Source organism: Cupriavidus necator, from assembly GCF_013141915.1.
Taxonomy (GTDB): domain Bacteria; phylum Pseudomonadota; class Gammaproteobacteria; order Burkholderiales; family Burkholderiaceae; genus Cupriavidus; species Cupriavidus necator_B.
The window spans coordinates 253,022-274,079 of sequence record NZ_SROX01000008.1 but is presented as its reverse complement, the minus strand read 5'-3'; the positions used below and the strand labels follow the sequence as shown (position 1 = coordinate 274,079).

The 21,058-nt window shown below is 66.2% G+C and carries 19 protein-coding genes; 12 read left to right on the top strand and 7 right to left on the bottom strand.

The window, feature by feature from the left end; translation table 11 throughout:
* The first annotated feature begins 77 nt into the window (after positions 1–77).
* Both E5S69_RS32805 and mnmA read left to right on the top strand, forming a co-directional pair.
* The gene (locus E5S69_RS32805; protein WP_171515887.1) at positions 78–569 is read left to right on the top strand and encodes an NUDIX domain-containing protein; all 492 of its coding nucleotides are present in this window, start codon (positions 78–80) and stop codon (positions 567–569) included.
* Positions 566–1,651, top strand: coding sequence for a tRNA 2-thiouridine(34) synthase MnmA (mnmA, locus tag E5S69_RS17350; protein ID WP_171515886.1), 1,086 nt, complete (start codon positions 566–568; stop codon positions 1,649–1,651). Before E5S69_RS32805 ends, mnmA begins: the two co-directional genes overlap by 4 nt.
* A 62-nt stretch (positions 1,652–1,713) precedes the next feature.
* On the opposite strand, the gene E5S69_RS17345 is transcribed toward mnmA, so the two are convergent.
* Together E5S69_RS17345 and E5S69_RS17340 are read right to left on the bottom strand one after the other, a co-directional pair.
* The gene (locus tag E5S69_RS17345) at positions 1,714–2,328 is read right to left on the bottom strand and encodes a glutathione S-transferase C-terminal domain-containing protein (protein ID WP_171515885.1); all 615 of its coding nucleotides are present in this window, start codon (positions 2,326–2,328) and stop codon (positions 1,714–1,716) included.
* A 95-nt stretch (positions 2,329–2,423) separates the two neighbouring features.
* Entirely contained in the window at positions 2,424–2,711 is a 288-nt protein-coding gene (locus tag E5S69_RS17340) for a hypothetical protein (RefSeq protein ID WP_171515884.1), read from the bottom strand.
* On the opposite strand from E5S69_RS17340, the gene purB reads away from it, so the two are divergent.
* The 8 genes from purB (at position 2,710) to E5S69_RS17300 (ending at position 11,475) form a co-directional block, all read left to right on the top strand.
* Positions 2,710–4,086, top strand: a complete 1,377-nt coding sequence (gene purB, locus E5S69_RS17335; RefSeq protein ID WP_171515883.1) for an adenylosuccinate lyase — start codon at positions 2,710–2,712, stop codon at positions 4,084–4,086. The genes E5S69_RS17340 and purB overlap by 2 nt on opposite strands.
* A gap of 283 nt (positions 4,087–4,369) precedes the next feature.
* Positions 4,370–4,924, top strand: a complete 555-nt coding sequence (locus tag E5S69_RS17330) for a cytochrome b (protein ID WP_171515882.1) — start codon at positions 4,370–4,372, stop codon at positions 4,922–4,924.
* Between the two features lie 65 nt (positions 4,925–4,989).
* Entirely contained in the window at positions 4,990–5,571 is a 582-nt protein-coding gene (locus tag E5S69_RS17325) for a YceI family protein (RefSeq protein ID WP_171515881.1), read from the top strand.
* 74 nt (positions 5,572–5,645) lie between these two features.
* Positions 5,646–6,236 (top strand): YceI family protein, encoded by a 591-nt coding sequence (locus E5S69_RS17320; RefSeq protein ID WP_171515880.1) that lies wholly within the window; start codon positions 5,646–5,648, stop codon positions 6,234–6,236.
* 347 nt (positions 6,237–6,583) lie between these two features.
* Entirely contained in the window at positions 6,584–7,975 is a 1,392-nt protein-coding gene (locus E5S69_RS17315) for a methyltransferase domain-containing protein (protein ID WP_171515879.1), read from the top strand.
* A 22-nt stretch (positions 7,976–7,997) separates the two neighbouring features.
* On the top strand, positions 7,998–9,329 hold the full coding sequence (locus tag E5S69_RS17310; protein WP_171515878.1) for a sensor histidine kinase: 1,332 nt from the start codon (positions 7,998–8,000) through the stop codon (positions 9,327–9,329).
* Between the two features lie 5 nt (positions 9,330–9,334).
* Positions 9,335–10,471, top strand: a complete 1,137-nt coding sequence (locus E5S69_RS17305; RefSeq protein WP_171515877.1) for a hybrid sensor histidine kinase/response regulator — start codon at positions 9,335–9,337, stop codon at positions 10,469–10,471.
* On the top strand, positions 10,468–11,475 hold the full coding sequence (locus E5S69_RS17300) for a response regulator (RefSeq protein ID WP_171515876.1): 1,008 nt from the start codon (positions 10,468–10,470) through the stop codon (positions 11,473–11,475). Before E5S69_RS17305 ends, E5S69_RS17300 begins: the two co-directional genes overlap by 4 nt.
* Positions 11,476–11,544: 69 nt before the next feature.
* Here E5S69_RS17300 and secF read toward each other — a convergent pair whose 3' ends face one another.
* The 5 genes from secF to queA all read right to left on the bottom strand — a co-directional run bounded on the left by secF (position 11,545) and on the right by queA (position 17,371).
* On the bottom strand, positions 11,545–12,516 hold the full coding sequence (secF, locus tag E5S69_RS17295) for a protein translocase subunit SecF (protein ID WP_171515875.1): 972 nt from the start codon (positions 12,514–12,516) through the stop codon (positions 11,545–11,547).
* A gap of 41 nt (positions 12,517–12,557) precedes the next feature.
* Positions 12,558–14,429 (bottom strand): protein translocase subunit SecD, encoded by a 1,872-nt coding sequence (secD, locus tag E5S69_RS17290; protein ID WP_171515874.1) that lies wholly within the window; start codon positions 14,427–14,429, stop codon positions 12,558–12,560.
* A 207-nt stretch (positions 14,430–14,636) separates the two neighbouring features.
* Positions 14,637–14,963, bottom strand: a complete 327-nt coding sequence (gene yajC, locus E5S69_RS17285; RefSeq protein ID WP_171515873.1) for a preprotein translocase subunit YajC — start codon at positions 14,961–14,963, stop codon at positions 14,637–14,639.
* Between the two features lie 190 nt (positions 14,964–15,153).
* Positions 15,154–16,284, bottom strand: coding sequence for a tRNA guanosine(34) transglycosylase Tgt (gene tgt, locus E5S69_RS17280; RefSeq protein WP_171515872.1), 1,131 nt, complete (start codon positions 16,282–16,284; stop codon positions 15,154–15,156).
* A 16-nt stretch (positions 16,285–16,300) separates the two neighbouring features.
* Entirely contained in the window at positions 16,301–17,371 is a 1,071-nt protein-coding gene (gene queA / locus E5S69_RS17275; RefSeq protein ID WP_171515871.1) for a tRNA preQ1(34) S-adenosylmethionine ribosyltransferase-isomerase QueA, read from the bottom strand.
* Positions 17,372–17,598: 227 nt separating this feature from the next.
* Between queA and recG the strand changes: the two genes are divergently transcribed.
* Positions 17,599–19,785 carry an ATP-dependent DNA helicase RecG gene (gene recG / locus E5S69_RS17270; protein ID WP_171515870.1) on the top strand — a complete coding sequence of 729 codons (2,187 nt, stop codon included), beginning with the start codon at positions 17,599–17,601 and terminating at the stop codon, positions 19,783–19,785.
* Positions 19,786–19,893: 108 nt separating this feature from the next.
* Positions 19,894–20,844 (top strand): LysR substrate-binding domain-containing protein, encoded by a 951-nt coding sequence (locus tag E5S69_RS17265; RefSeq protein ID WP_171515869.1) that lies wholly within the window; start codon positions 19,894–19,896, stop codon positions 20,842–20,844.
* Positions 20,845–21,058: the final 214 nt, after the last annotated feature.

The window sequence follows — 21,058 nt, the reverse complement described above, 5'->3', positions numbered from 1 at the left end:
GGCGCTGGCGCCCGCCGCCACGCTGCACGATGGGCCGGCAACCGGTAGAATGCGGGATTGCCTAAAAATTGAGCATCATGTCAAGTGATTGGAATGCCAGCGTGACCGTTGCCGCCGTGATCGAGCGCGGCGGCCGCTTCCTGCTGGTGGAAGAGGAAACCGCCGACGGGCTGCGCCTGAACCAGCCCGCGGGGCACCTGGATCCGGGCGAAAGCCTGATCCGCGCCGTCATCCGCGAAACCCTGGAAGAGACCGCCCACACCTTTGAGCCGCGCGCGCTGCTGGGCTGCTACATGGGGCGTTCGCTGTCGTCGCGCACCGGTACCGACGTCACCTACGTGCGCTTTGCCTTTACCGGCGACCTCGGCTCGCTCGATGCCGGCCGCCAGCTCGACACCGGCATCGTGCGCACTGTCTGGATGGGTGCCGACGAACTGCGCGCGTGCCCGGAACGGCATCGTTCGCCGCTGGTGATGGCGTGCGTGGAAGACTACCTGGCCGGCAAGCGCTTCGCGCTCGACGCGCTGTACACGCACCCGTCGGTGCTGCAAGCGGGGGCGCAGTCGTGAGCGGTGCCGCCAAGCGTGTCGTGGTGGGCATGTCGGGCGGGGTCGATTCGTCGGTCACCGCGTGGCTGCTCAAGCAGCAGGGCTACGAGGTCATCGGCCTGTTCATGAAGAACTGGGAAGACGATGACGACAGCGAATACTGCTCGACCCGCCAGGACTGGCTCGACGTGGTATCGGTGGCCGACCTGATCGGCGTCGACGTCGAGGCCGTCAATTTCGCCGCCGAATACAAAGACCGCGTCTTTGCCGATTTCCTGCGCGAATACTCGGCCGGCCGCACGCCCAACCCGGATGTGCTGTGCAATGCCGAGATCAAGTTCAAGGCTTTCCTCGACCATGCCATGTCGCTGGGCGCGCAAACCATCGCCACGGGCCACTATGCGCGCGTGCGCCAGAACGCGGCCGGCCGCTTCGAGCTGCTCAAGGCGCTTGACCATACCAAGGACCAGAGCTACTTCCTGCACCGGCTGAACCAGGCGCAACTATCGCGCACGCTGTTTCCGCTGGGCGAGATACCCAAGACGCGCGTGCGCGAGATCGCGGCCGAGATCGGGCTGCCCAACGCCAAAAAGAAGGATTCGACCGGCATCTGCTTTATCGGCGAGCGCCCGTTCCGCGACTTCCTGAACCGCTACCTGCCGACCAAACCGGGTCCGATGAAGACGCCAGAGGGCAAGGTGGTCGGCGAGCATATCGGCCTGGCCTTCTACACGCTGGGCCAGCGCAAGGGCATCGGCCTGGGCGGCAGCCGCGACGGCAATGGCGACGCCTGGTATGTCGCGCGCAAGGACATGGCGAGCAATACGCTTTACGTGGTGCAGGGCCACGACCATCCGTGGCTGCTGACGCCGGTGTTGACGGCGTCGGACCTGTCCTGGGTGGCCGGCGAGCCGCCCGCCGCGGGCGCGGCGATGGCGGCCAAGACCCGCTATCGCCAGAGCGATGCCGCCTGCACGGTGCAGGCGGTTGACGGCGACGCGCTGACGCTTGGGTTTGCCGAGTCGCAATGGGCGGTTACGCCCGGGCAGTCGGCGGTGCTGTACGACGGCGACATCTGTCTTGGTGGCGGGATCATCCAGTAAGCACCGCCGCAGCATGAAAAAACACCCGCGAGCGCGGGTGTTTTTCTGTCGGGCGCGAGGGATCAGCCGCGCGGCGGTTCCGTATCGATGAACGACTGCCGCTTGGCCAGCTTTTCCTCAAGCGCCGCCAGGTTCGGATGGCGTTCGCGCCAGGCAATGTCCGGGAAGCGGAAGTCCAGGTAGGACAGCGCGCAGCCCACCGCCACGTCGGCCAGCGAGTAATGCGTGCCGGTGCAGAACGGGCGGTCGGCCAGGCCGTGGGCCATGGCCACCAGTGCCGCGTCGATCTTGCCGCGCTGGCGCTGCACCCAGCGCTCGCTGCGCTCGTGCGGCTCGCGCTGGGTTGCCTCCAGGCGCACCAGCAGCGCGGCGTCGAGCAGGCCATCGGCGAGCGCCTCCCAGCAGCGCACTTCCAGGCGCTCGCGCCCGCCTTGCGGGATCAGCCGGCTGACCGGCGTCAGCGTGTCGACATATTCGACGATCACGCGCGAGTCGAAGATGGCGGCACCGTCTTCCATCACCAGGCACGGCACCTTGCCGAGCGGGTTGTACTGGCCGATCCGGGTTTCAGGCGACCAGACGTCCTCTTCGATCAACTGGCATTCGATCTTTTTCTCCGCCATCACCACGCGCACCTTGCGCGCGTAGGGACTGGTCCGGGATGCATACAGCTTCATGTTCTCCCCTTGAGCTTGTTATGAAGTGCATCGTCGCTAGGTGGCAGCGGCTGCGGGGAGGCGGCGATGGCTTGCCCGATGCACTTCATAACAGGCTACTGGAACGGCGTGCGCGAGTATACCCGCGGCGCATGGCGAATGCGGGCTCGCGCACCGATGCCCCGCGGCCGCGCTTTACCGCTGCCCGGAGCCGGGGCAGGGGTGGTAAAATCGCGCGTTGCGCAGCGCCGGCCGCCGGCGCCGCGTGTGCGAGCGGCCCCGCCGATGCGGCGTGACGTGCGCATCCAGCTACCGTTCGCGTCCGCCAGCACTGACAGCGCCAGCCCCCGCGGCGCCTCTTGTTTGTCGCCTTCTTCTTCCATTTCCTTCCCGGTTTCCAGCATGACCTCCTCCTCGCTTTCGCCGCTCACCGCCCTGTCCCCGATCGATGGCCGTTACGCCGCCAAGGCCGATGCGCTGCGCGAATGGCTGTCCGAGGCGGCCTTCATGCGCAATCGCGTCAAGGTCGAGGTGCACTGGCTGATCGCGCTGTCGCAGGCTGGCCTCCCCGACATGCCCAAATTCTCGGCCGCGTCCGAGGCCGCGCTGCTGGCGCTGGTGGACCAGTTCAGCGAGGCCGACGCGGCCCGCATCAAGGAAATCGAGGCGGTCACCAACCATGACGTGAAGGCGGTCGAGTACTGGCTCAAGGAGCAGGTCAAGGGCAACGCCGAACTGGAAGCCGCCAGCGAATTCATCCACTTCGCCTGCACCTCGGAAGACATCAACAACACCTCGCACGGCATGATGCTCAAGGGCGCGCGCGAGGCCGTGGTGGTGCCGACGCTCAAGCGCGTGCACGCCCGCCTGGTCGAGCTGGCCAGGCTCAACGCGGCCCAGCCGATGCTGTCGCGCACCCACGGCCAGCCGGCCAGCCCGACCACGCTGGGCAAGGAGATGGCCAATGTGGCCGCGCGCCTGGCGCGCGCGATCCAGCGCATCGAGCAGGTCGAGCTGCTGGGCAAGATGAACGGCGCGGTGGGCAACTACAACGCCCACCTGTCGGCCTACCCCAGCTTCGACTGGGAAGCGTTCTCGAAGCAGGTCATCGAGACCCGCCTGGGCCTGACCTTCAACCCGTACACCATCCAGATCGAGCCGCACGACTACATGGCTGAGCTGTTCGATGCGGTCGCGCGCGCCAACACTATCCTGCTCGACCTGAACCGCGACGTCTGGGGCTATATCTCGCTGGGCTACTTCAAGCAGAAGACCAAGGCCGGCGAGATCGGCTCGTCGACCATGCCGCACAAGGTCAACCCCATCGATTTCGAGAACTCGGAAGGCAACCTGGGCCTGGCCAACGCGGTGCTGCGCCACCTGTCCGAAAAGCTGCCGGTGTCGCGCTGGCAGCGCGACCTGACCGACTCGACCGTGCTGCGCAATATCGGCGTGGCCTTCGGCTACAGCCTGCTGGCCTACGAGGCCTGCCTGCGCGGCCTGGGCAAGCTGGAAACCAATCCGGAGCGCCTGGACGAAGACCTGGACAACTGCTGGGAAGTGCTGGCCGAGCCGGTCCAGACCGTGATGCGCCGCTTCGGCATCGCCAACCCGTATGAGCAGCTCAAGGAGTTGACCCGCGGCAAGGGCATCTCGCGCGAAGCGCTGCAAACCTTCATTAACGGCCTGGCGATCCCCGAGGACGCCAAGCAGTTGCTGCTCGAGATGACGCCCGCCAGCTATATCGGCAAGGCAGTCGTGCTAGCCGAGCGCATCTGACGCCACATGGCGTGCGCCCAAGGGCGGGCGGCAGTGAAAGGAAAGCCATCCTGCGGGATGGCTTTTTGTTTTGTGGCCAGCTTGCCGGGCTGTAGCCCAGCCGTTGTGACGGCTGCGCCGGAATGTCGCTTCAAAGCATTTGAATAACTTAATGAAGGACTGTCCTGCATCGGCGCACATCCGGCCGCAATAATGCGAGAATCTTAAGCGCACTGGCGGTTCGACCCCGCCCTTGCCTTCCCCAAAATTGTGAAACGCCCGTGCCGCGGGCGAGAGGAATCCGATGCGTTCTACTGCCACCGCCCCCGCCGGCTACGGCGCCACCGCGATTGCCCTGCACTGGCTGATCGCGCTGGCGATATTCGCCGCGTTCGGGCTGGGCCTGTATATGACCGGCATTCCGGGGCTGACGCCCACCAAGCTCAAGTTGTACTCCTGGCACAAGTGGCTCGGCGTGACGATCTTCGCCGTCGCCGTGCTGCGCGTGCTGTGGCGCGCCACCCACGCCGCGCCGCCGGTCGCGCCCGGCACGCCGGCCTGGCAGGCCAGGGCGGCGGCCGGGGCGCACCACCTGCTGTACCTGCTGATCGTGATTGTCCCCATCAGCGGCTACCTGTACAGCTCGGCCGCGGGCGTGCCGGTGGTTTACCTGGGCCTGTGGAAGATGCCGGCGCTGATCGAGAAAAGCGATGCCCTGAAGGAAGTGCTGAAGTTCACCCACATCTGGCTGAACTACCTGATGGCCGCCGTCGTTGTGGTCCATGCGGCGGCGGCGGTGAAACACCAGTTTGTCGACCGTGACGGCACCCTGGGCCGGATGCTGCCGTTCCTGCGCTGAACCTGGCGCGCCAACTTTTTCGTACCGCGGCGCCCCGGCGCCGTTCCTGACAGGAGTTTTCTGTGATGAAACGCAATTCCCGCCGCGGCTCCGCCACGCTCCGCGCCACCGTGGCCGCCCTCGTGGCCGCCACCGGCATCGCCGCCAACCTGGCCTGGGCCCAGGTCGACGCCGCCAAAAGCTCGGTGACCGCGGTGGCGCGCCAGATTGGCGTGCCGATGGAGGGCAAGTTCAAGAAGTTCGACGCCAATGTCAGCTTCGACCCCGCCAAGCTGGCGACGTCATCGGCCAAGATCGAAATCGACGTGTCCAGCTTTGAAATCGGCGATGCCGAGACCACCAAGGAAGTGAAGGGCAAGGACTGGTTCGATGCCGCCAGATATCCCAAGGCGGTGTTCCAGTCGACCAGCATCAAGAACGGCACGCCGGGCAAGTACGACGTGGCCGGCAAGCTGACCATCAAGGGCAAGACCGTGGACGTGGTGGTGCCCGCCAGCTACCGCCAGGAGGGCGGCGCGCAGGTATTCGAGGGCGCGCTGCCGATCAAGCGCACCGCGTTCAATATCGGCGACGGCGAATGGAAAGACACCTCCGTGGTAGCCGACGACGTCCAGATCAAATTCCGTATCGTGCTGGCCCGGAAGTAAGGCCGGCATACCGCTGACGTACCCAGGACTTACCTCAACCGCTCCATCTCAACCCTGATTTGTCGGGAGACACCATGAAACTGCGTTCCCTCGTTGCCGCCGTCGCGGCCGTTTCCGCAACCGCCGCCTTCGGCGTGGCCTCGGCCAACACCGTGACGTACAACCTCGATCCGACCCATACCTACCCCAGCTTCGAGGCCGACCACCTGGGCGGCCTGTCGACCTGGCGCGGCAAGTTCGAGAAGTCCACCGGCGTAGTGACGCTGGACCGCGCCGCCAAGGCGGGCTCGGTCGAGGTCAAGATCGACCCGGCTTCGGTCGATTTCGGCAATGCCAAGCTGAACCAGCACGCCAAGGGACCGGACATGTTCGACGTGGAAGCGTTTCCCGAGGCCACCTACAAGGGCAAGTTCTCCAAGTTCAAGGGCGACGTGCCGACCGAGGTCGACGGCGTGCTGACCCTGCGCGGCGTGTCCAAGCCGGTCAAGCTGGAAATCCGCGACTTCAAATGCATCCAGCACCCGATGCTCAAGCGCGAAGCCTGCGGCGCCGATGCCGTGGGCCAGTTCAACCGCGCCGATTTCGGCCTGGACTATGGCGTCAAGATGGGCTTCAAGCCCGAGGTCAAGCTGGCCATCCAGGTGGAAGGCGTGCGCGCCGACTGAGCGCGCGGCCCGCTGCGGTGGGTAAACTGCTGTCAAGGCCGGCCCATGCCGGCCTTTTTTGTTGTAATGCACCATGCGCGGGGCTGCCACGGCACTTTGTTGTGCGAGTTGCGACGGGCACAGTACAATGACCCGCGGCAATTCACCATGATCCGGGTGTTGCGACTCCTGCTACGGCGGGGGGCAGCCATGCCCGCAACCGGCTAAAGCGCATCACTATGAGCATTCGCTGCATGTCCCGACACCGGTAGCCATTCCCGCGACCCCCTCGCCCTCATGCTGTACCCGGCCGTTCTGCCCTGGCTGTATGGCCCGCAGCGTTTCCCGGTTTTCCCTGGCGCTATACCGTGTACTCCAAAACGCAAATCGATCCGGTAGTTAGTTTCCGCAACTCGCAGGGCGAGCAGGTGCGGGGCACGATCATCAATCTCCAGAGGAAGTCTCTGGTGATGGAAATCTACAATCCGTATTCGATCGTGCAGGTCAGTGAGGTGCTGAGCGAGCTCAGCGTCCGCATGGGCGCCAAGAATGCCTATCTGGGCAAGGCCGTGGTGATGAGCCTGGTGAACACCGGCCTGACCGCGGTGGTGTCGCTGACGTTGATCGACGAGTGGCGCGAACTGTCCGACCTGAACAACGAGCCCAAGTCGGTCGCGCGTGAAGCCGAGCTGTTCGTGCAGGATTGGGACACGCGCTTCAATATCCGGCGCGATTACCAGATCGTGGTCAACGAGATGCGCGCCTTCCTGTCCGAGGTATCGCGCTGGGTCGAGCAGGTGGACCTGACCGAATCGCTGCCCAAGACCGAAGGCAAGCTGCGCGAGGACGTGTTCTACGAGCTGGCCACGCCGATCATGGCCAAGACCAAGACCTACCTGGACTGGCTCGAGGGCGAGGCCCAGCGCGTGGACGCCGAAATCGCCCCGGTGCACCGCACTTACGCGCAGTCGGCGCTCCACCCGTTGCTGCTGCGCGCGCCGTTCGTGTACCGCACCTTCACCAAGCCGCTCGGCTATGCCGGCGACTATGAAATGGTGAACCAGATCCTCGGTGATCCGCAGCAAGGCCCGACCACCTACTTCCAGATCGTCAATACCGCCTTCCTCAAGGCGGCGGTGGCGACCGCGCACCGCAACCGCATCGATCTGCTGATCGATTTCCTCACGCGCCAGGCCGAACGCGCGCGCGCCGCCGGCCGGCCGTTCCGCGTGCTCAACGTGGGCTGCGGCCCGGCCTTCGAGATCCAGCGCTTCGTGCGCGAATACCCCAACCCCGAGCTGCTGTCGTTCCAGCTGGTCGACTTCAGCGAAGAGACGCTCGAATACACGCGCAATTCGATCGAGCGCTCGGCCAGCAGCGCCGGCAACAAGTTTGCCGTCGAGATGGTGCACCAGTCGGTGCACGAACTGCTCAAGCGGCGCATTTCGCCGGACGATGCCGCTGCGCGCGAATTCGACGCGGTCTATTGCGCCGGCCTGTTCGACTACCTGTCCGACAAGGTCTGCGCCCGGCTGCTGTCGTATTTCGCCTCGCGCTCGCGGCCGGGCGGCCAGATCCTGGTGACCAACGTCCATGCCAATAATCCGGAGAAATTCGGCATGGAGCACTTGCTCGAGTGGTACCTGATCTATCGCGACGATGCGGGCATGGCGCAACTGCTGCCCGAGCACTCGCATTCGCACCGCATTTACGTCGACAGCACCGGAGTCAACGTATTTGCGGAAGCCACCATTGACTGAGGCTGTCCTCGCGGGCCACGCCATGAGCACCAACCAACTCTACGCCGGCTACCAGTCCGAACTGGTCGATTTTCGTCTGGCCTTCAGCCGCGGCGGCGCCTATACCGCGATCGTGCTGGTCCTGCTGGGCGTCGGACTCGACTACGGACAATATCCGCAGCAGCAGTTTGCCTTTGCGGTGGCGCGCGTCGTGGTGTCGCTGCTGATCGCCGGGGTCGTGGTGGTCCTGTATAGCGCCGCCGGTCGCCGCCTGGCGCCCTGGCTGACGCTGACCTGGCTGCTGCTGCCGCAGATCATGATCGCCTGGATGATCTCCCAGACCGAAGGGGTGCAGTCGCCCTATTACGTCGGACTGAACCTGGCGATCTTCGCTTCGGGCATCGCGTTGCCATTTGGCCTGTGGCAGAACCTGGTGTTCGGCGTGCTTTCATACCTGCTGTATGTGCTCGCCTGCCTGTTTCACCCCGGCGGCGTCGAGCCGCTCGGCACGTTTATCGTCAATTCGCTGTTCCTGTTGTTTGCCGCCGCGGCCAGCGGCGTCTACACCTATTTCAACGAGCGTGCGCGCTTCATGCTGTTCCGCCTCAAGGCGGAGGTGGCCGAGAAGAACGCCGAACTCGAGGTCATCAACCGCAAGCTGGTCGACATCAAGGGCCAGATGCTGCAGCAGGAAAAAATGGCCGCAATCGGTACGTTGGCCGCGGGTCTGTTGCATGAGGTCAACAATCCGGTGAACTTCTGCCTGATGGCGATCGAGGTGGCAATGGAAGAACCCCAGGCCAAGGAAAGCGAGTCGCTGACCGAATGCCTGGTGGACGCGAAGCAGGGGATGCAGCGCATCCAGCATATCGTCTCGGATCTGAAGACCTTCGCCTACCGCAAGCCGGGCGCGGAGGTGGAAGGCACGCCGTTCATGTTCGAAAAGGCGTTGGATTCCTCGATCCGCCTGACCGCGCATGAGTTGCGCGGCGTCAAGGTTACGCGCGAGTTGCCCGCAGATACGCTGGTGCTGGGCGACGAGGCCGCCATCATCGGCGTGCTGATCAACCTGTTTTCCAACGCGGCCCTAGCCATGCGCAAGGCCGGCACGACCGAACCCGCGATCCATACCACAGTGCGCTGGACCGAAGGCCGATTGCACGTGTCCGTGCGCGACAACGGCCCAGGCATCGCGCCGGAACACCTGGCGCGGGTGTTCGAGCCCTTCTTCACCACCCGTGAAGTCGGGCAGGGCCTGGGCCTGGGGCTGTCGATCAGCTATGCGGTGATCGAGCGTCACGGCGGCCAGCTTTTTGCCGAGAGCGAGCTGGGCCAGTGGGCGGCGTTCAGCTTCGATCTGCCACGCGCGGAGTAAGTCGCATGAGCGAAGCCCAGCAAGCGCGGCCAAACGTTGTCCTTTATGTCGATGACGAGGACATGGCGCGCAAGTACTTTGCGCGCGCGGTCGGCAGCGAGTATGAGGTCCTGCTTGCCGCCGGCGCCGACGAGGCGATGGCGACGCTGCGCGCCGAGGGCGGACGGATCGCGATCCTGGTCACCGATTTCCGCATGCCCGGTCGCGATGGTGGCGACCTGCTGCGCGAGGTCGCACAGGCCTATCCGCAAATCGTGCGCATCCTGGTGACTGCCTACGCCGACAAGGACATGCTGTTGCAGACCGTCAACAGCGGCGAAGTCTTCCGCATCCTGGAAAAGCCTTTGAGTGTCAGCGACGTGCGCCAGGTGCTGCACCTGGCCGGCGACCGGCACCTGGAACGCGCGCTGCGCCAGCATCGTCTGATGGCGATCGACGAAACCCTGGCGTTCCTGGCACATGAACTGAACACGCCGCTGGCCGCCATCGCCAACTTCGCGCGGGGCATCGAAAGCCGCGTCCAGGCCGAGTACAGCGAACAGCGGCAAGGTGAGATCGGGCAGGCCGCGGGCGCCATGTACGACAACGCGCAGTACTGCCTGGCGGTGTTGTCGTCGTTCCTGGAGTCGGTGCGCAACAGCGCGGCCAGCAAGACGCCAGCGGCCGACGCCGGCACCGAGGTCAGCGCGGGCGCACTGGTGGCGTCCCTGCTGGATACGTATCCGTTCGCAGGCGGGCAGCGTCAGTGGGTCGACGTCGACATGCAGGGCGATTTCCCGGTGCAGACGCTGCCCAACTGCGTCGCGCTGGTACTGTCGTCGGTGATGAGCAACGCGCTGCGCGCGCTGGCGGGCGTGGCTCAACCCTCGCTGCGTTTCGTCGTGACAACCGAACCCAACCAGGAAATCCGCATCTGCGACAACGGCCCCGGTATCCCGCCAGAGGTGATGGACCGCCTGCTGGTCGATCCGGTCACAACCCACGCCAGCGCAGGCGGCAGTGGCCTCGGCATGATTTTCTGCAACCGCGTCATGCAGTCCTTCGGCGGTGGTATCCGGATCGCCTCCGCGCCCGGTGCCGGGACCACAGTGACGCTGGACTTTCCAAATTTTAGGAATCGAATGATTAGGAGTGACCGATGAGCGAACCGATTGCCACCCAGGCACCACCCCCGGCGATTCTGTTCGTCGATGATGAGGCGACTGCCGTCAAATATTTCCAGCGCGCGATCGGCGCGCTGGCGCCGGTGGTGACTGGCGGCTCGGTGGAGGAGGGCAAGACGCTGCTGGACGCTCACGCCGACAGCCTCGCTGTGCTGGTCTCGGACCAGCGCATGCCAGGCGAGTATGGCAACGAATTGCTGCGTTATGCACGCGAACGCTACCCGCATATCGTGCGCATCCTGACCACCGCATACTCGGAACTCGACCAGACCGTCGAGGCGGTGAACCAGGGGCAGATCCACCGCTATATCAAGAAGCCGTGGGACATCACCGCGCTGCGCATGGAACTCAAGCAAGCGCTCGAAATGTCGGGGCTGCGCAAGGAGCGAGACCAACTGGTGCGCGAGAAGCTGGCGGTGCTGCAGACCCAGACCGTGGCGACCCGCATCGGCATGCTGCACGCGCTGTGCGCGAGCCTGATTGGTCCCGGCCATTTCCAGCCGGTGGATACTTACCTTGCCGCGGTCGACCTGGTGGGGGCTCGCAACGCCGATCCGGACTGGCAGCGCATGGACTATGCCGACCTGGTGCGCGCCGAAGCCGAGCGCAGCGGCAACTTCGGCCATGCCGTCAGCACCCGCCTCGCCGTGCTGCGTAGCGCCAATGCCGGCAAGGGCGCTGCCGATGCCGCCGCCGTGATCGCCGACGCGCTTGGCAGCGAGGTGGTGCGCCGCGACGGCGATGCGGTGGTCTGGACCCAGCCGGCCGCGCTGGCCGAGTTTCTTGCCCAGCCCGTGGGCACGGCGGTGTCGGCCCAGCACGCCACCTGGCTGGCCAGCCTGCTGTGGCTGGAAGAGGCAGGTGGCGCGCTGAAGTTCGTCCGCGACGGCGACACCATCGTCTGCCGTGCCGCCCCGCGCAGCGAGAGCTTCGCCTCTGACCGGCTGGCCGCGTGGATCGAGCGGTTCTCGATGCCGGCCTGAATGGCTCCGGCCTTGCCATGAAAAACGGCGCCCCGCGGGGCGCCGTTCTGTTTTCCGGCAGGGCAGGGCTCAGGCCTGCGCGCCGTAGTTGGGGTCGTCGCGGTCGGTCGAGTCGGCCTTCTTCTCGCCCTTGACCAGGTCTTCGCGCTTCACGCCCAGCCACATTGCCAGCGCCGCGGCGACGAACACCGACGAGTAGATGCCGAACAGGATGCCCACCGTCAGCGCCAGCGCAAAGTAGTGCAGCGTCGGACCGCCGAAGAAGAACATCGACAGCACCATCATTTCGGTCGAGCCGTGGGTGATGATGGTCCGCGACATCGTGCTGGTGATGGCGTGATCGATGACCTCGTGGGTGCTCATCTTGCGGTACTTGCGGAAGGCCTCGCGGATCCGGTCGAAGATCACCACCGACTCGTTGACCGAGTAGCCGAGCACGGCCAGCACCGCCGCCAGCACCGACAGCGAGAACTCCCACTGGAAGAAGGCGAAAAAGCCCAGGATGATGACGATGTCGTGCAGGTTGGCGATGATGCCCGCCACCGCGAACTTCCATTCGAAGCGGAACGACAGGTAGATCACGATACCCGCCACCACGCACAGCAGCGCCAGCAGGCCGTCGGTCGCCAGTTCCTTGCCCACCTGCGGGCCGACGAACTCCACGCGCTGCAGCTTGACCTCAGGCGACGCCGCGGTCAGCGCGCCCATCACCTGCTCGCTTTGCTGGGCCGAGGTCACGGGCTTGCCGTCCGCGCCCTTCTGCAGCGGCAGGCGGATCATCACGTCGCGCGAGGTGCCGAAGTTCTGCACCTGCACGTCGCTGTAGCCCAGCTTGCCCACCTGGCCGCGGATCTTTTCCAGGTCGGCCGCCTGCTGGTAGCTGACCTCCATCACCGTGCCGCCGGTGAATTCGATCGACAGGTGCAGGCCCTTTTGCCAGAGGAAGAACACGGCCGCGGCAAACGTCAGGAAGGAAATCACGTTGAAGATCAACGCGTGCTTCATGAACGGAATGTCGCGCCGGATGCGGAAGAATTCCATGTTGAATCCTGTTCTGTACTACGTGTTGTGCTGCGGGCCGCTTACTTGGCGACCGGCGTGTCGGTGGTATTGCCCGGCTTCCAGATCTGGCCAATGGCCACGTTCTGCAGCTTCTTCTTGCGGCCGTACCAGAGGTTGACCAGGCCACGGTTGAAGAACACCGCCGAGAACATCGAGGTCAGGATGCCCAGGCAGTGCACCACGGCAAAACCGCGCACCGGGCCCGAGCCGAACGCCAGCAGCGCCAGGCCGGCGATCAGCGTGGTCACGTTGGAGTCCAGGATGGTGGCCCAGGCGCGCTCGAAGCCGACCGCGATCGCCATCTGCGGCGATGCGCCGGCGCGCAGTTCCTCGCGGATGCGCTCGTTGATCAGCACGTTGGCGTCGATGGCCATGCCCAGCACCAGCGCGATGGCGGCAATGCCCGGCAGCGTCAGCGTGGCCTGCAGCATCGACAGCACCGCGATCAGCAGCAGCAGGTTCACGCCCAGCGCCACCACCGAGAACACGCCGAACAGCATGTAGTACAGGATCATGAACACGCCGATGGCGGCAAAGCCGTAGGCGACCGAATCAAAGCCCTTCTCGATGTTCTCGGCGCCCAGCGACGGGCCGATGGTGCGCTCCTCGATGATCTCCATCGGGGCGGCCAGCGAGCCGGCGCGCAGCAACAGCGCCAGGTCGTTGGCGGCCTCGGTGGAGTAGGAGCCGGTGATCTGGAAGCTCGAGCCCAGTTCGGACTGGATCGTCGCCACGGTCAGCACTTCGCCCTTGCCCTTCTCGAACAGCACGATCGCCATCGGCTTCTTCAGGTTCTCGCGCGAGACGTCGCGCAGCACGCGGCCGCCCTGGGCGTCGAGCTTGATGTTGACCGAAGGATGCTGGTTCTGGTCGAAGCCGGCCGAGGCGCTTTCGATGCGGTCGCCGGTGAAGATGACCTGCTTCTTCAGCACCACCGGGGCGCCGTTGCCTTGCGTGAACAGTTCGCTGCCGAACGGGATCGGGTCGCCCGGGCGCGGGCTGCGCGGCGCGTCGTTGTCGACCAGGCGTGCTTCCAGCGTGGCGGTGCGGCCAATGATGTCCTTGGCCTTGGCGGTGTCCTGCACGCCCGGCAGCTGCACCACGATGCGGTCGGCGCCTTGCTGCTGGATCACCGGCTCGGCCACGCCAAGCTCGTTGACGCGGTTGTGCAGCGTGGTGATGTTCTGCTTGACCGCGGCGTCCTGCACGGCCCGGCGCGCGGCTTCGGTGAAGGTGCCGACGATGTTGTTGCCGTCCATGGCGAAGGCCACTTCGCGCAGGTTGTCAGTGAGCAGCGCGCGGGCGCGGCTGGCGTCGTCGGCGTTGTTGAAGCGCACCGTCAGGCGCTCGCCGTCGCGGTCGATGCCGCCGTGGCGGATGTTCTTGTCGCGCAGCAGCGTGCGCGCGTCGCCGGCCAGGCTGTCGAGCTTCTTGTCGACGGCGCCCTTCATGTCGACCTGCAGCAGGAAGTGCACGCCGCCGCGCAGGTCCAGGCCCAGGTACATCGGCAGCGCGTGCATCGCGGTCAGCCAGCGCGGCGAGCCCGACAGCAGGTTCAGCGCCACCACGTAGGCGGGATCGGCCGGGTCCGGGTTCAGCGTGCGCGAGAGCAGGTCCTTGGCCTTGAGCTGCTCGTCGGTGGTGCGGAAGCGCGCCTTGACCGAGCCCGACTGGCCGGAGATATCGAAGAAGACGCCGTCGGGCTGCAGCTGGTTCTGCGCCAGGATCTCTTCAACCTGCTTCTGCATCGACAGGTCGACCTTGACCGTGGCCTTGCCCGAGGACACCTGCACGGCAGGCGCCTCGCCGAAGAAGTTCGGCAAGGTGTAGATGATGCCGATGGCCAGGGCCACCAGGATCACGAGGTATTTCCAAAGCGGATAACGATTCATCTCGGGCCAGTCATTCAGCGGTTGGCGGGGCCGGCGCAGGCGTGGCGCGCCACGTCGGCGGGGCCGAACCGGTTTGGCAAACAGCCGCCTGGCAGCCGCGGATGGAAGCCGGGGAGGCTTCGTCGGGCTGGATCAGGCGGCTGCCGGGGCATGCGCGAACGGGCATGCCGGAAAAGACAAAGGCGGGAGTCGCGCGCGCTCCGGCGATCAGAGCGCCTTCAGCGAGCCCTTGGGCAGCACCGTGGTCACGGCATTCTTCTGCACCGTGATCTCGGTGCCTTCGGCGATTTCCAGGCTGACGTACTGGTCGGTGACCTTGGTCACGCGGCCCAGGATGCCGCCGGCGGTGACGACTTCGTCGTTCTTGGCCAGCGCTTCGAGCATTGCCTTGGATTCCTTCTGGCGCTTCATCTGCGGGCGGATCATGATGAACCACAGCACACCAAACATCAGGATGATGGGCAGGAAGCTCATCAGGCCGCCAGCCGCGCCGCCGGCACCGGCGGTCTGGGCAAATGCGTTAGAAATCAGCACGTTGATTCTCCGTCACAAAAGTCAGTCAGTTAATCGAACATTCTACCATTCGCACTCCGCCCGCCCCTGGCATTCTAGGGCGGAATACGGGTTTGTTCGGGTGCGTTGGGGACAACTTGCGCGGCGGGCGCCGCGCCTTGACCGGCTATTCGACCACCGGCGGCGCGAAAGTTCGCGCCGCCCGGGATGGTCACTGCGTGCCGCGGGCGCGGTCGGCGGCGAACTGGCGGCGGAAGTCGGCAAAGCGGTGCTGCTCGATGGCCTCGCGCACCTCGCGCATCAGCTGCAGGTAGTAATGCAGGTTGTGGATCGTGTTCAGGCGCGCGCCCAGGATCTCGCCGACGCGGTGCAGGTGGTGCAGGTAGGCGCGCGAGAAATTGCGGCAGGTGTAGCAGGCACAGCTCTCGTCGAGCGGGCGCGGGTCGTTGCGGTGCGCGGCGTTCTTGATCTTGACGTCGCCGTAGCGGGTGAAGAGCCAGCCGTTGCGCGCGTTGCGGGTCGGCATCACGCAATCGAACATGTCCACCCCGGCGGCGACGCCGGCGACCAGGTCTTCGGGCGTGCCGACGCCCATCAGGTAGTGCGGCTTGTTGGCGGGCAGGCGCGGCGCCACGTGTTCGAGCACGCGCATCATGTCTGCCTTGGGCTCGCCCACCGATAGCCCGCCGATGGCGAAGCCGTGGAAGTCCAGTTCGGACAGCCCCGCCAGCGACTCGTCGCGCAGGTCTTCGTACATGCCGCCCTGGACGATGCCGAATAGCGCATTGGGGTTGGCCAGCCGCTCGAACTCGTCGCGCGAGCGCTTGGCCCAGCGCAGGCTCATGCGCATGGATTTAGCGGCTTCCTCGTGCGTGGCGGGGCGGCCGTCGATCTCATACGGCGTGCATTCGTCGAACTGCATGACGATGTCGGAATTCAGCGTGCGCTGGATCTGCATCGATATCTCGGGCGACAGGAACAGCTTGTCGCCGTTGACCGGCGAAGCAAAGGTGACGCCATCTTCGGTGATCTTGCGCAGATCTCCGAGCGAAAACACCTGGAAGCCGCCGGAGTCGGTCAGGATCGGCTTGTCCCAGCCGATAAACCTGTGCAGGCCCTCATGGGCGTTGACCACGTCCAGCCCGGGGCGCAGCCACAGGTGGAAGGTGTTGCCAAGGATGATCTGCGCGCCGATCTCGTTCAGTTCCAGCGGCGACATCGCCTTGACCGAGCCATAGGTGCCCACCGGCATGAAGATCGGCGTTTCGACCACGCCGTGGTTCAGCGTGACGCGGCCGCGGCGGGCGTTGCCGTCGGTGGTGATGAGTTCGAAGTTGAGCATGTCGGATAGTCTGAAATCAGGCCGCGGCGGCGGCGTCCGGCTGCCGGGTCAGCAGCATGGCGTCGCCGTAGCTGAAGAAGCGGTAGCGCTGCGCCACCGCATGGCGGTAGGCGGCGCGGATGGCCTGCACTCCGGCCAGCGCCGACACCAGCATCAGCAGCGTCGACTTGGGCAGGTGGAAATTGGTAATCAGGGCATCGACCAGGCGGAAGCGGTAGCCGGGCGTGATGAAGATATCGGTGTCGCCGCTGCCGGCGGCGAGCGTACCGTCGGGCTGCGCGGCCGATTCCAGCGCGCGCAGCGAGGTGGTGCCGACCGCGATCACGCGGCCGCCCCGCGCGCGGGTGTCGCGCACGGCTTGCGCCAGGTCTGCGGAAATCGCGTACCACTCCGAATGCATCTTGTGTTCGGCCAGGTTCTCGGTGCGCACCGGCTGGAAGGTGCCGGCGCCAACGTGCAGCGTCAGGAAGGCGCGGCGCACGCCGGCGGCATCGAGGCGGGCGAACAGCGCGTCGTCGAAATGCAGGCCCGCGGTGGGCGCGGCGACCGCGCCGGGGCTGCGCGCGTAGACGGTCTGGTAGCGGGTTTCGTCGTAGGCGTCCGGGTCGTGCGTGATATACGGCGGCAGCGGCAGGCGGCCGTAGCGCTCGATCAGGTCCAGCGCCGGCTCGGGAAAGCGCAACGTGAAGAACTGGTCCACGCGTGGGCCCACGGTCACGGCGAAGGCGCCGTCGGCCAGGTGCAGGGCGCTGCCTTCAGCCGGCGTCTTGGACGCGCGCACCTGGGCCAGCACGGTGTAGGTATCGACCACGCGCTCCACCAGCACCTCGATCTTGCCGCCGCTGGGCTTGTGGCCGAAGAAGCGGGCCTTGATCACGCGGGTGTCGTTGAACACCAGCAGGTCGTCCGGACGCAGGTAGTCGACGATGTCGCTGAAGGCGCGGTCGACCATGCGCACCGCGTCGGCGGTGTCGCCGGGGGCGAGCCGGTCCACTACCAGCAGCCGGCTGGCGCTGCGGTCGGGCAGCGCGCTCTGGGCAATCAGTTCAGGCGGCAGCGGAAAGTCGAAATCGGAAAGCGTCAACATCGTGGGAAGGGCGGGCTGCGCGGTCTGCAGGGTGTGGCGGAGGCGGCGCCGGGCACGGCGCGTCACTCCGCTGCCCGGGTTGGCAGCCGGCATGGGTACAATCGGCGAATCCGATATTGTAAGGCCACGGGCGCGCTTGCCGCCGCGCCTGGCGTGATACCGTCCATTTGCCGGCGCCGCGCCAGCCAACCAGAAGCCCGCAGCGACTGCTGCCAATTTTTTCGCCGATGCCCGGAACCGCCGCCCAACCGATCCAGGACCCTGCCGACGCCAACGACGCGCCGGCGCCCGCGCGCGGCAAGGCCGGCGCGGCCAAGGGCAAGGCTGCTGGCTCTGGCACGTCTTCCGCCGCCGCGCGGCTGGCCAAGCTTGGCCTGCGCCGCCCGGTCGATCTGGTGCTGCACCTGCCGATGCGCTACGAGGACGAGACCACGGTGGTGCCGATCGCCGAGGCCATCCACCGTGCCGGGCTCGGGCTGCCGGCGCAGGTGGAAGGCGAAGTCATCTCCAACGAAGTCACGTTCCGGCCGCGCCGACAGCTGGTGGTCAAGCTTGCCGACGACAGCGGCGAACTGACCCTGCGCTTCCTGAACTTCTACGGCAGCCAGACCAAGCAGATGACCGAAGGCGTGCGCCTGCGCGTGCGCGGCGAGGTGCGCGGGGGCTTCTTCGGCGCCGAGATGGTCCACCCGACGGTGCGCCCGGTGCTGGCGGGCGAGGCGCTGCCCGACCGCCTGACGCCGGTGTACCCGTCCACCGCCGGCATCCCGCAGGCCTATTTGCGCAAGGCCATCGGCGGCGCGCTGACCCGTACCCCCTTGCCCGAGACCTTGCCGCAGCCGGTGCTGCAGGGGCCGCTGGCGCGCCTGCAGCTGCGCCCGCTGGCTGACTGCCTGCGGCTGCTGCACGCGCCGCCGCCGCAGGAAAGCGAGGCCGCGCTGGCCGATCGCTCGCACCCCGCCTGGCAGCGCATCAAGTTCGACGAGCTGCTGGCGCAGCAGATTTCGCTGCGGCGCGCGCACGCGGCGCGCCGCGACAAGACCGCGCCGACCATGCCGCGCCGCGCGGGCGGGCTGCTGACGCGCTTCCTGGCCGCCTTGCCGTTCCGGCTGACCGGTGCCCAGCAGCGCGTGGTCGAGGAAATCGCCGCCGACATGGCCCTGCCGCACCCGATGCACCGGCTGCTGCAGGGCGACGTGGGCAGCGGCAAGACCATCGTCGCCGCGCTGGCGGCGTGCCAGGCCATCGATGCCGGTTTCCAGGCAGCGCTGATGGCGCCGACCGAGATCCTGGCCGAGCAGCATTTCCGCAAGCTGTCTGCGTGGCTGGAACCGCTGGGCGTGCCGGTGGCATGGCTGGCGGGCAGCCAGAAAGCGCGCGAGAAGCGGGCGGCCGTGGCGCGCGTGGAAGCGGGCGAGGCGCAGCTGGTGATCGGCACCCATGCGCTGATCCAGGACACCGTGCGCTTCGCCAAGCTGGGGCTGTCGGTGGTCGACGAGCAGCACCGCTTCGGCGTGGCGCAGCGGCTGGCGCTGCGCGGCAAGGCCGGTGCGGCAGAGGCTCCCGCCGCGGCGATCGCCGCGGCCGAAACCGTGCCGCACCAACTGATGATGTCGGCCACGCCGATCCCGCGCACGCTGGCCATGACGTACTATGCCGATCTCGACGTCTCGGTGATCGATGAACTGCCGCCGGGGCGCACGCCCATCGTCACACGCCTGGTCAACGACGAGCGGCGCGACGAAGTGATCGGCCGCATCCACCATGCCGCCGCCGAAGGCCGGCAGGTCTACTGGGTGTGCCCGCTGATCGAGGAAAGCGAGGCGCTGCAGCTGCAGACTGCGGTCGAGACCTACGAAACCCTGGTGGCCGCGCTGCCCGACCTGCGCGTGGGCCTGGTGCACGGGCGCCTGCCGCCGGCGGAGAAGGCCGCGGTGATGGACGACTTCAGCGCCAACCGGCTGCAAGTGCTGGTGGCCACCACCGTGATCGAAGTCGGCGTGGACGTGCCCAATGCCTCGCTGATGGTGATCGAGCACGCCGAGCGCTTCGGCCTGGCGCAGCTGCACCAGTTGCGCGGCCGGGTCGGGCGCGGCAGCGCCGAATCGGTCTGTCTGCTGATGTACCAGGCGCCGCTGTCGCCCACCGCGCGCGAGCGCCTGGCGACCATGCGCGAGACCACCGACGGCTTCGAGATCGCGCGGCGCGACCTGGAGATCCGCGGCCCGGGTGAATTCCTGGGCGCGCGCCAGTCCGGCGAGGCGATGTTGCGCTTTGCCGACCTGCAGACCGATGCCTGGCTGGTGGAGTACGCCCAGGCGGCTGCCGAGCTGATGCTGGCGCACTATCCGGAAGCAGTGGAAGCGCATCTGTCGCGCTGGCTCGGCGGACGCGAGCATTACCTGAAGGCTTGAGCGCCGCTTTGTGACGGTGCCGGCGCATACCAGCTGGCTGGGCGTCGGCACTCTGACAGATCCAGCAATCGAAGGTAAAATCTATCGCCTATCCGGATTTGATAAGTCATGACGCTCACCGAACTCAAGTACATCGTCGCCGTGGCGCGCGAGCGCCATTTCGGCCGGGCCGCCGAAGCCTGTTTCGTGTCGCAGCCGACGCTGTCGGTCGCCATCAAGAAGCTGGAAGACGAACTCAACGTGCAGATCTTCGAACGCGGCACCTCTGAAGTGTCGGTGACGTCGGTCGGCGAGCAGATCGTGGCGCAGGCCCAGCGTGTGCTGGAGCAGACCATGGCCATCCGCGAGATCGCCAAGCAGGGCAAGGACCCGCTGGCCGGGCCGCTGCGCGTGGGCGTGATCTACACGATCGGGCCGTACCTGCTGCCGTCGCTGGTCAAGCAGATGATCGACACCGTGCCGCAGATGCCGCTGATGCTGCAGGAGAACTACACCCACAAGCTGATCGAGCTGCTCAAGCAGGGCGAGATCGATTGCGCGGTGATGGCCGAGCCGTTCCCGGATTCCGGCCTGACGGTGCGACCGCTCTATGACGAACCCTTTGTCGTGGCCGTGCCGCGCGGCCATCAGCTGGCGCAGGCCCATGCGGTCGATCCTGCAGAACTGAAGCAGCAGACCATGCTGCTGCTCGGCAGCGGCCATTGCTTCCGCGACCATGTGCTGGGCGTATGCCCCGAGCTGTCGCGCTTTTCGCAGGCCGCCGATGGCATTCAGAAGACCTTCGAGGGCTCGTCGCTCGAGACCATCCGACATATGGTGGCCAGCGGCGTCGGTATCACCGTGCTGCCGCGCACCTCGGTGCCCGACCTGAAAGCCAAGGGCGACATGCTGTCGTACGTGCCGTTTGCCGACCCGGTGCCTGACCGGCGCGTGGTGCTGGCCTGGCGCAAGAGCTTCACCCGCCTGCCGGCGATGGAAGCGCTGGCCAACGCCGTGGCCGCCTGCGACCTGCCCGGCGTGCGCATGCTCGACGCCAAGGAACTGGCCGAAGCCGCCTGAGCATTCGGGCCCCCAGGACTGGCATGACAACGGCCGCAGCGGACATTCCGCTGCGGCCGTTGTCGTTTCCGCCACGGCCCCGGGGCATTTGGCCGGGCTCTCTTCGGACAGTGACCGGATGCCGGCATACGTTGCAGCAATCCGGGATAGATTTGACCTAATACATAGGTATAAATAATTAAATTCTCAACTTGATAGATCGTTTGTAGACTGG

Excerpts from the sequence above, each read along its gene's own strand:
- E5S69_RS17310 (WP_171515878.1), top strand. The coding sequence starts at position 7,998 with ATGAGCACCAACCAACTCTACGCCGGCTACCAGTCCGAACTGGTCGAT.
- E5S69_RS17340 (WP_171515884.1), bottom strand. The coding sequence starts at position 2,711 with ATGCTGGAAACCGGGAAGGAAATGGAAGAAGAAGGCGACAAACAAGAG.
- E5S69_RS17265 (WP_171515869.1), top strand. The coding sequence starts at position 19,894 with ATGACGCTCACCGAACTCAAGTACATCGTCGCCGTGGCGCGCGAGCGC.
- queA (WP_171515871.1), bottom strand. The coding sequence starts at position 17,371 with ATGTTGACGCTTTCCGATTTCGACTTTCCGCTGCCGCCTGAACTGATT.
- E5S69_RS17300 (WP_171515876.1), top strand. The coding sequence starts at position 10,468 with ATGAGCGAACCGATTGCCACCCAGGCACCACCCCCGGCGATTCTGTTC.
- E5S69_RS17325 (WP_171515881.1), top strand. The coding sequence starts at position 4,990 with ATGAAACGCAATTCCCGCCGCGGCTCCGCCACGCTCCGCGCCACCGTG.
- E5S69_RS32805 (WP_171515887.1), top strand. The coding sequence starts at position 78 with ATGTCAAGTGATTGGAATGCCAGCGTGACCGTTGCCGCCGTGATCGAG.
- tgt (WP_171515872.1), bottom strand. The coding sequence starts at position 16,284 with ATGCTCAACTTCGAACTCATCACCACCGACGGCAACGCCCGCCGCGGC.
- E5S69_RS17345 (WP_171515885.1), bottom strand. The coding sequence starts at position 2,328 with ATGAAGCTGTATGCATCCCGGACCAGTCCCTACGCGCGCAAGGTGCGC.
- E5S69_RS17320 (WP_171515880.1), top strand. The coding sequence starts at position 5,646 with ATGAAACTGCGTTCCCTCGTTGCCGCCGTCGCGGCCGTTTCCGCAACC.
- E5S69_RS17330 (WP_171515882.1), top strand. The coding sequence starts at position 4,370 with ATGCGTTCTACTGCCACCGCCCCCGCCGGCTACGGCGCCACCGCGATT.
- secD (WP_171515874.1), bottom strand. The coding sequence starts at position 14,429 with ATGAATCGTTATCCGCTTTGGAAATACCTCGTGATCCTGGTGGCCCTG.
- purB (WP_171515883.1), top strand. The coding sequence starts at position 2,710 with ATGACCTCCTCCTCGCTTTCGCCGCTCACCGCCCTGTCCCCGATCGAT.
- secF (WP_171515875.1), bottom strand. The coding sequence starts at position 12,516 with ATGGAATTCTTCCGCATCCGGCGCGACATTCCGTTCATGAAGCACGCG.
- E5S69_RS17305 (WP_171515877.1), top strand. The coding sequence starts at position 9,335 with ATGAGCGAAGCCCAGCAAGCGCGGCCAAACGTTGTCCTTTATGTCGAT.
- recG (WP_171515870.1), top strand. The coding sequence starts at position 17,599 with ATGCCCGGAACCGCCGCCCAACCGATCCAGGACCCTGCCGACGCCAAC.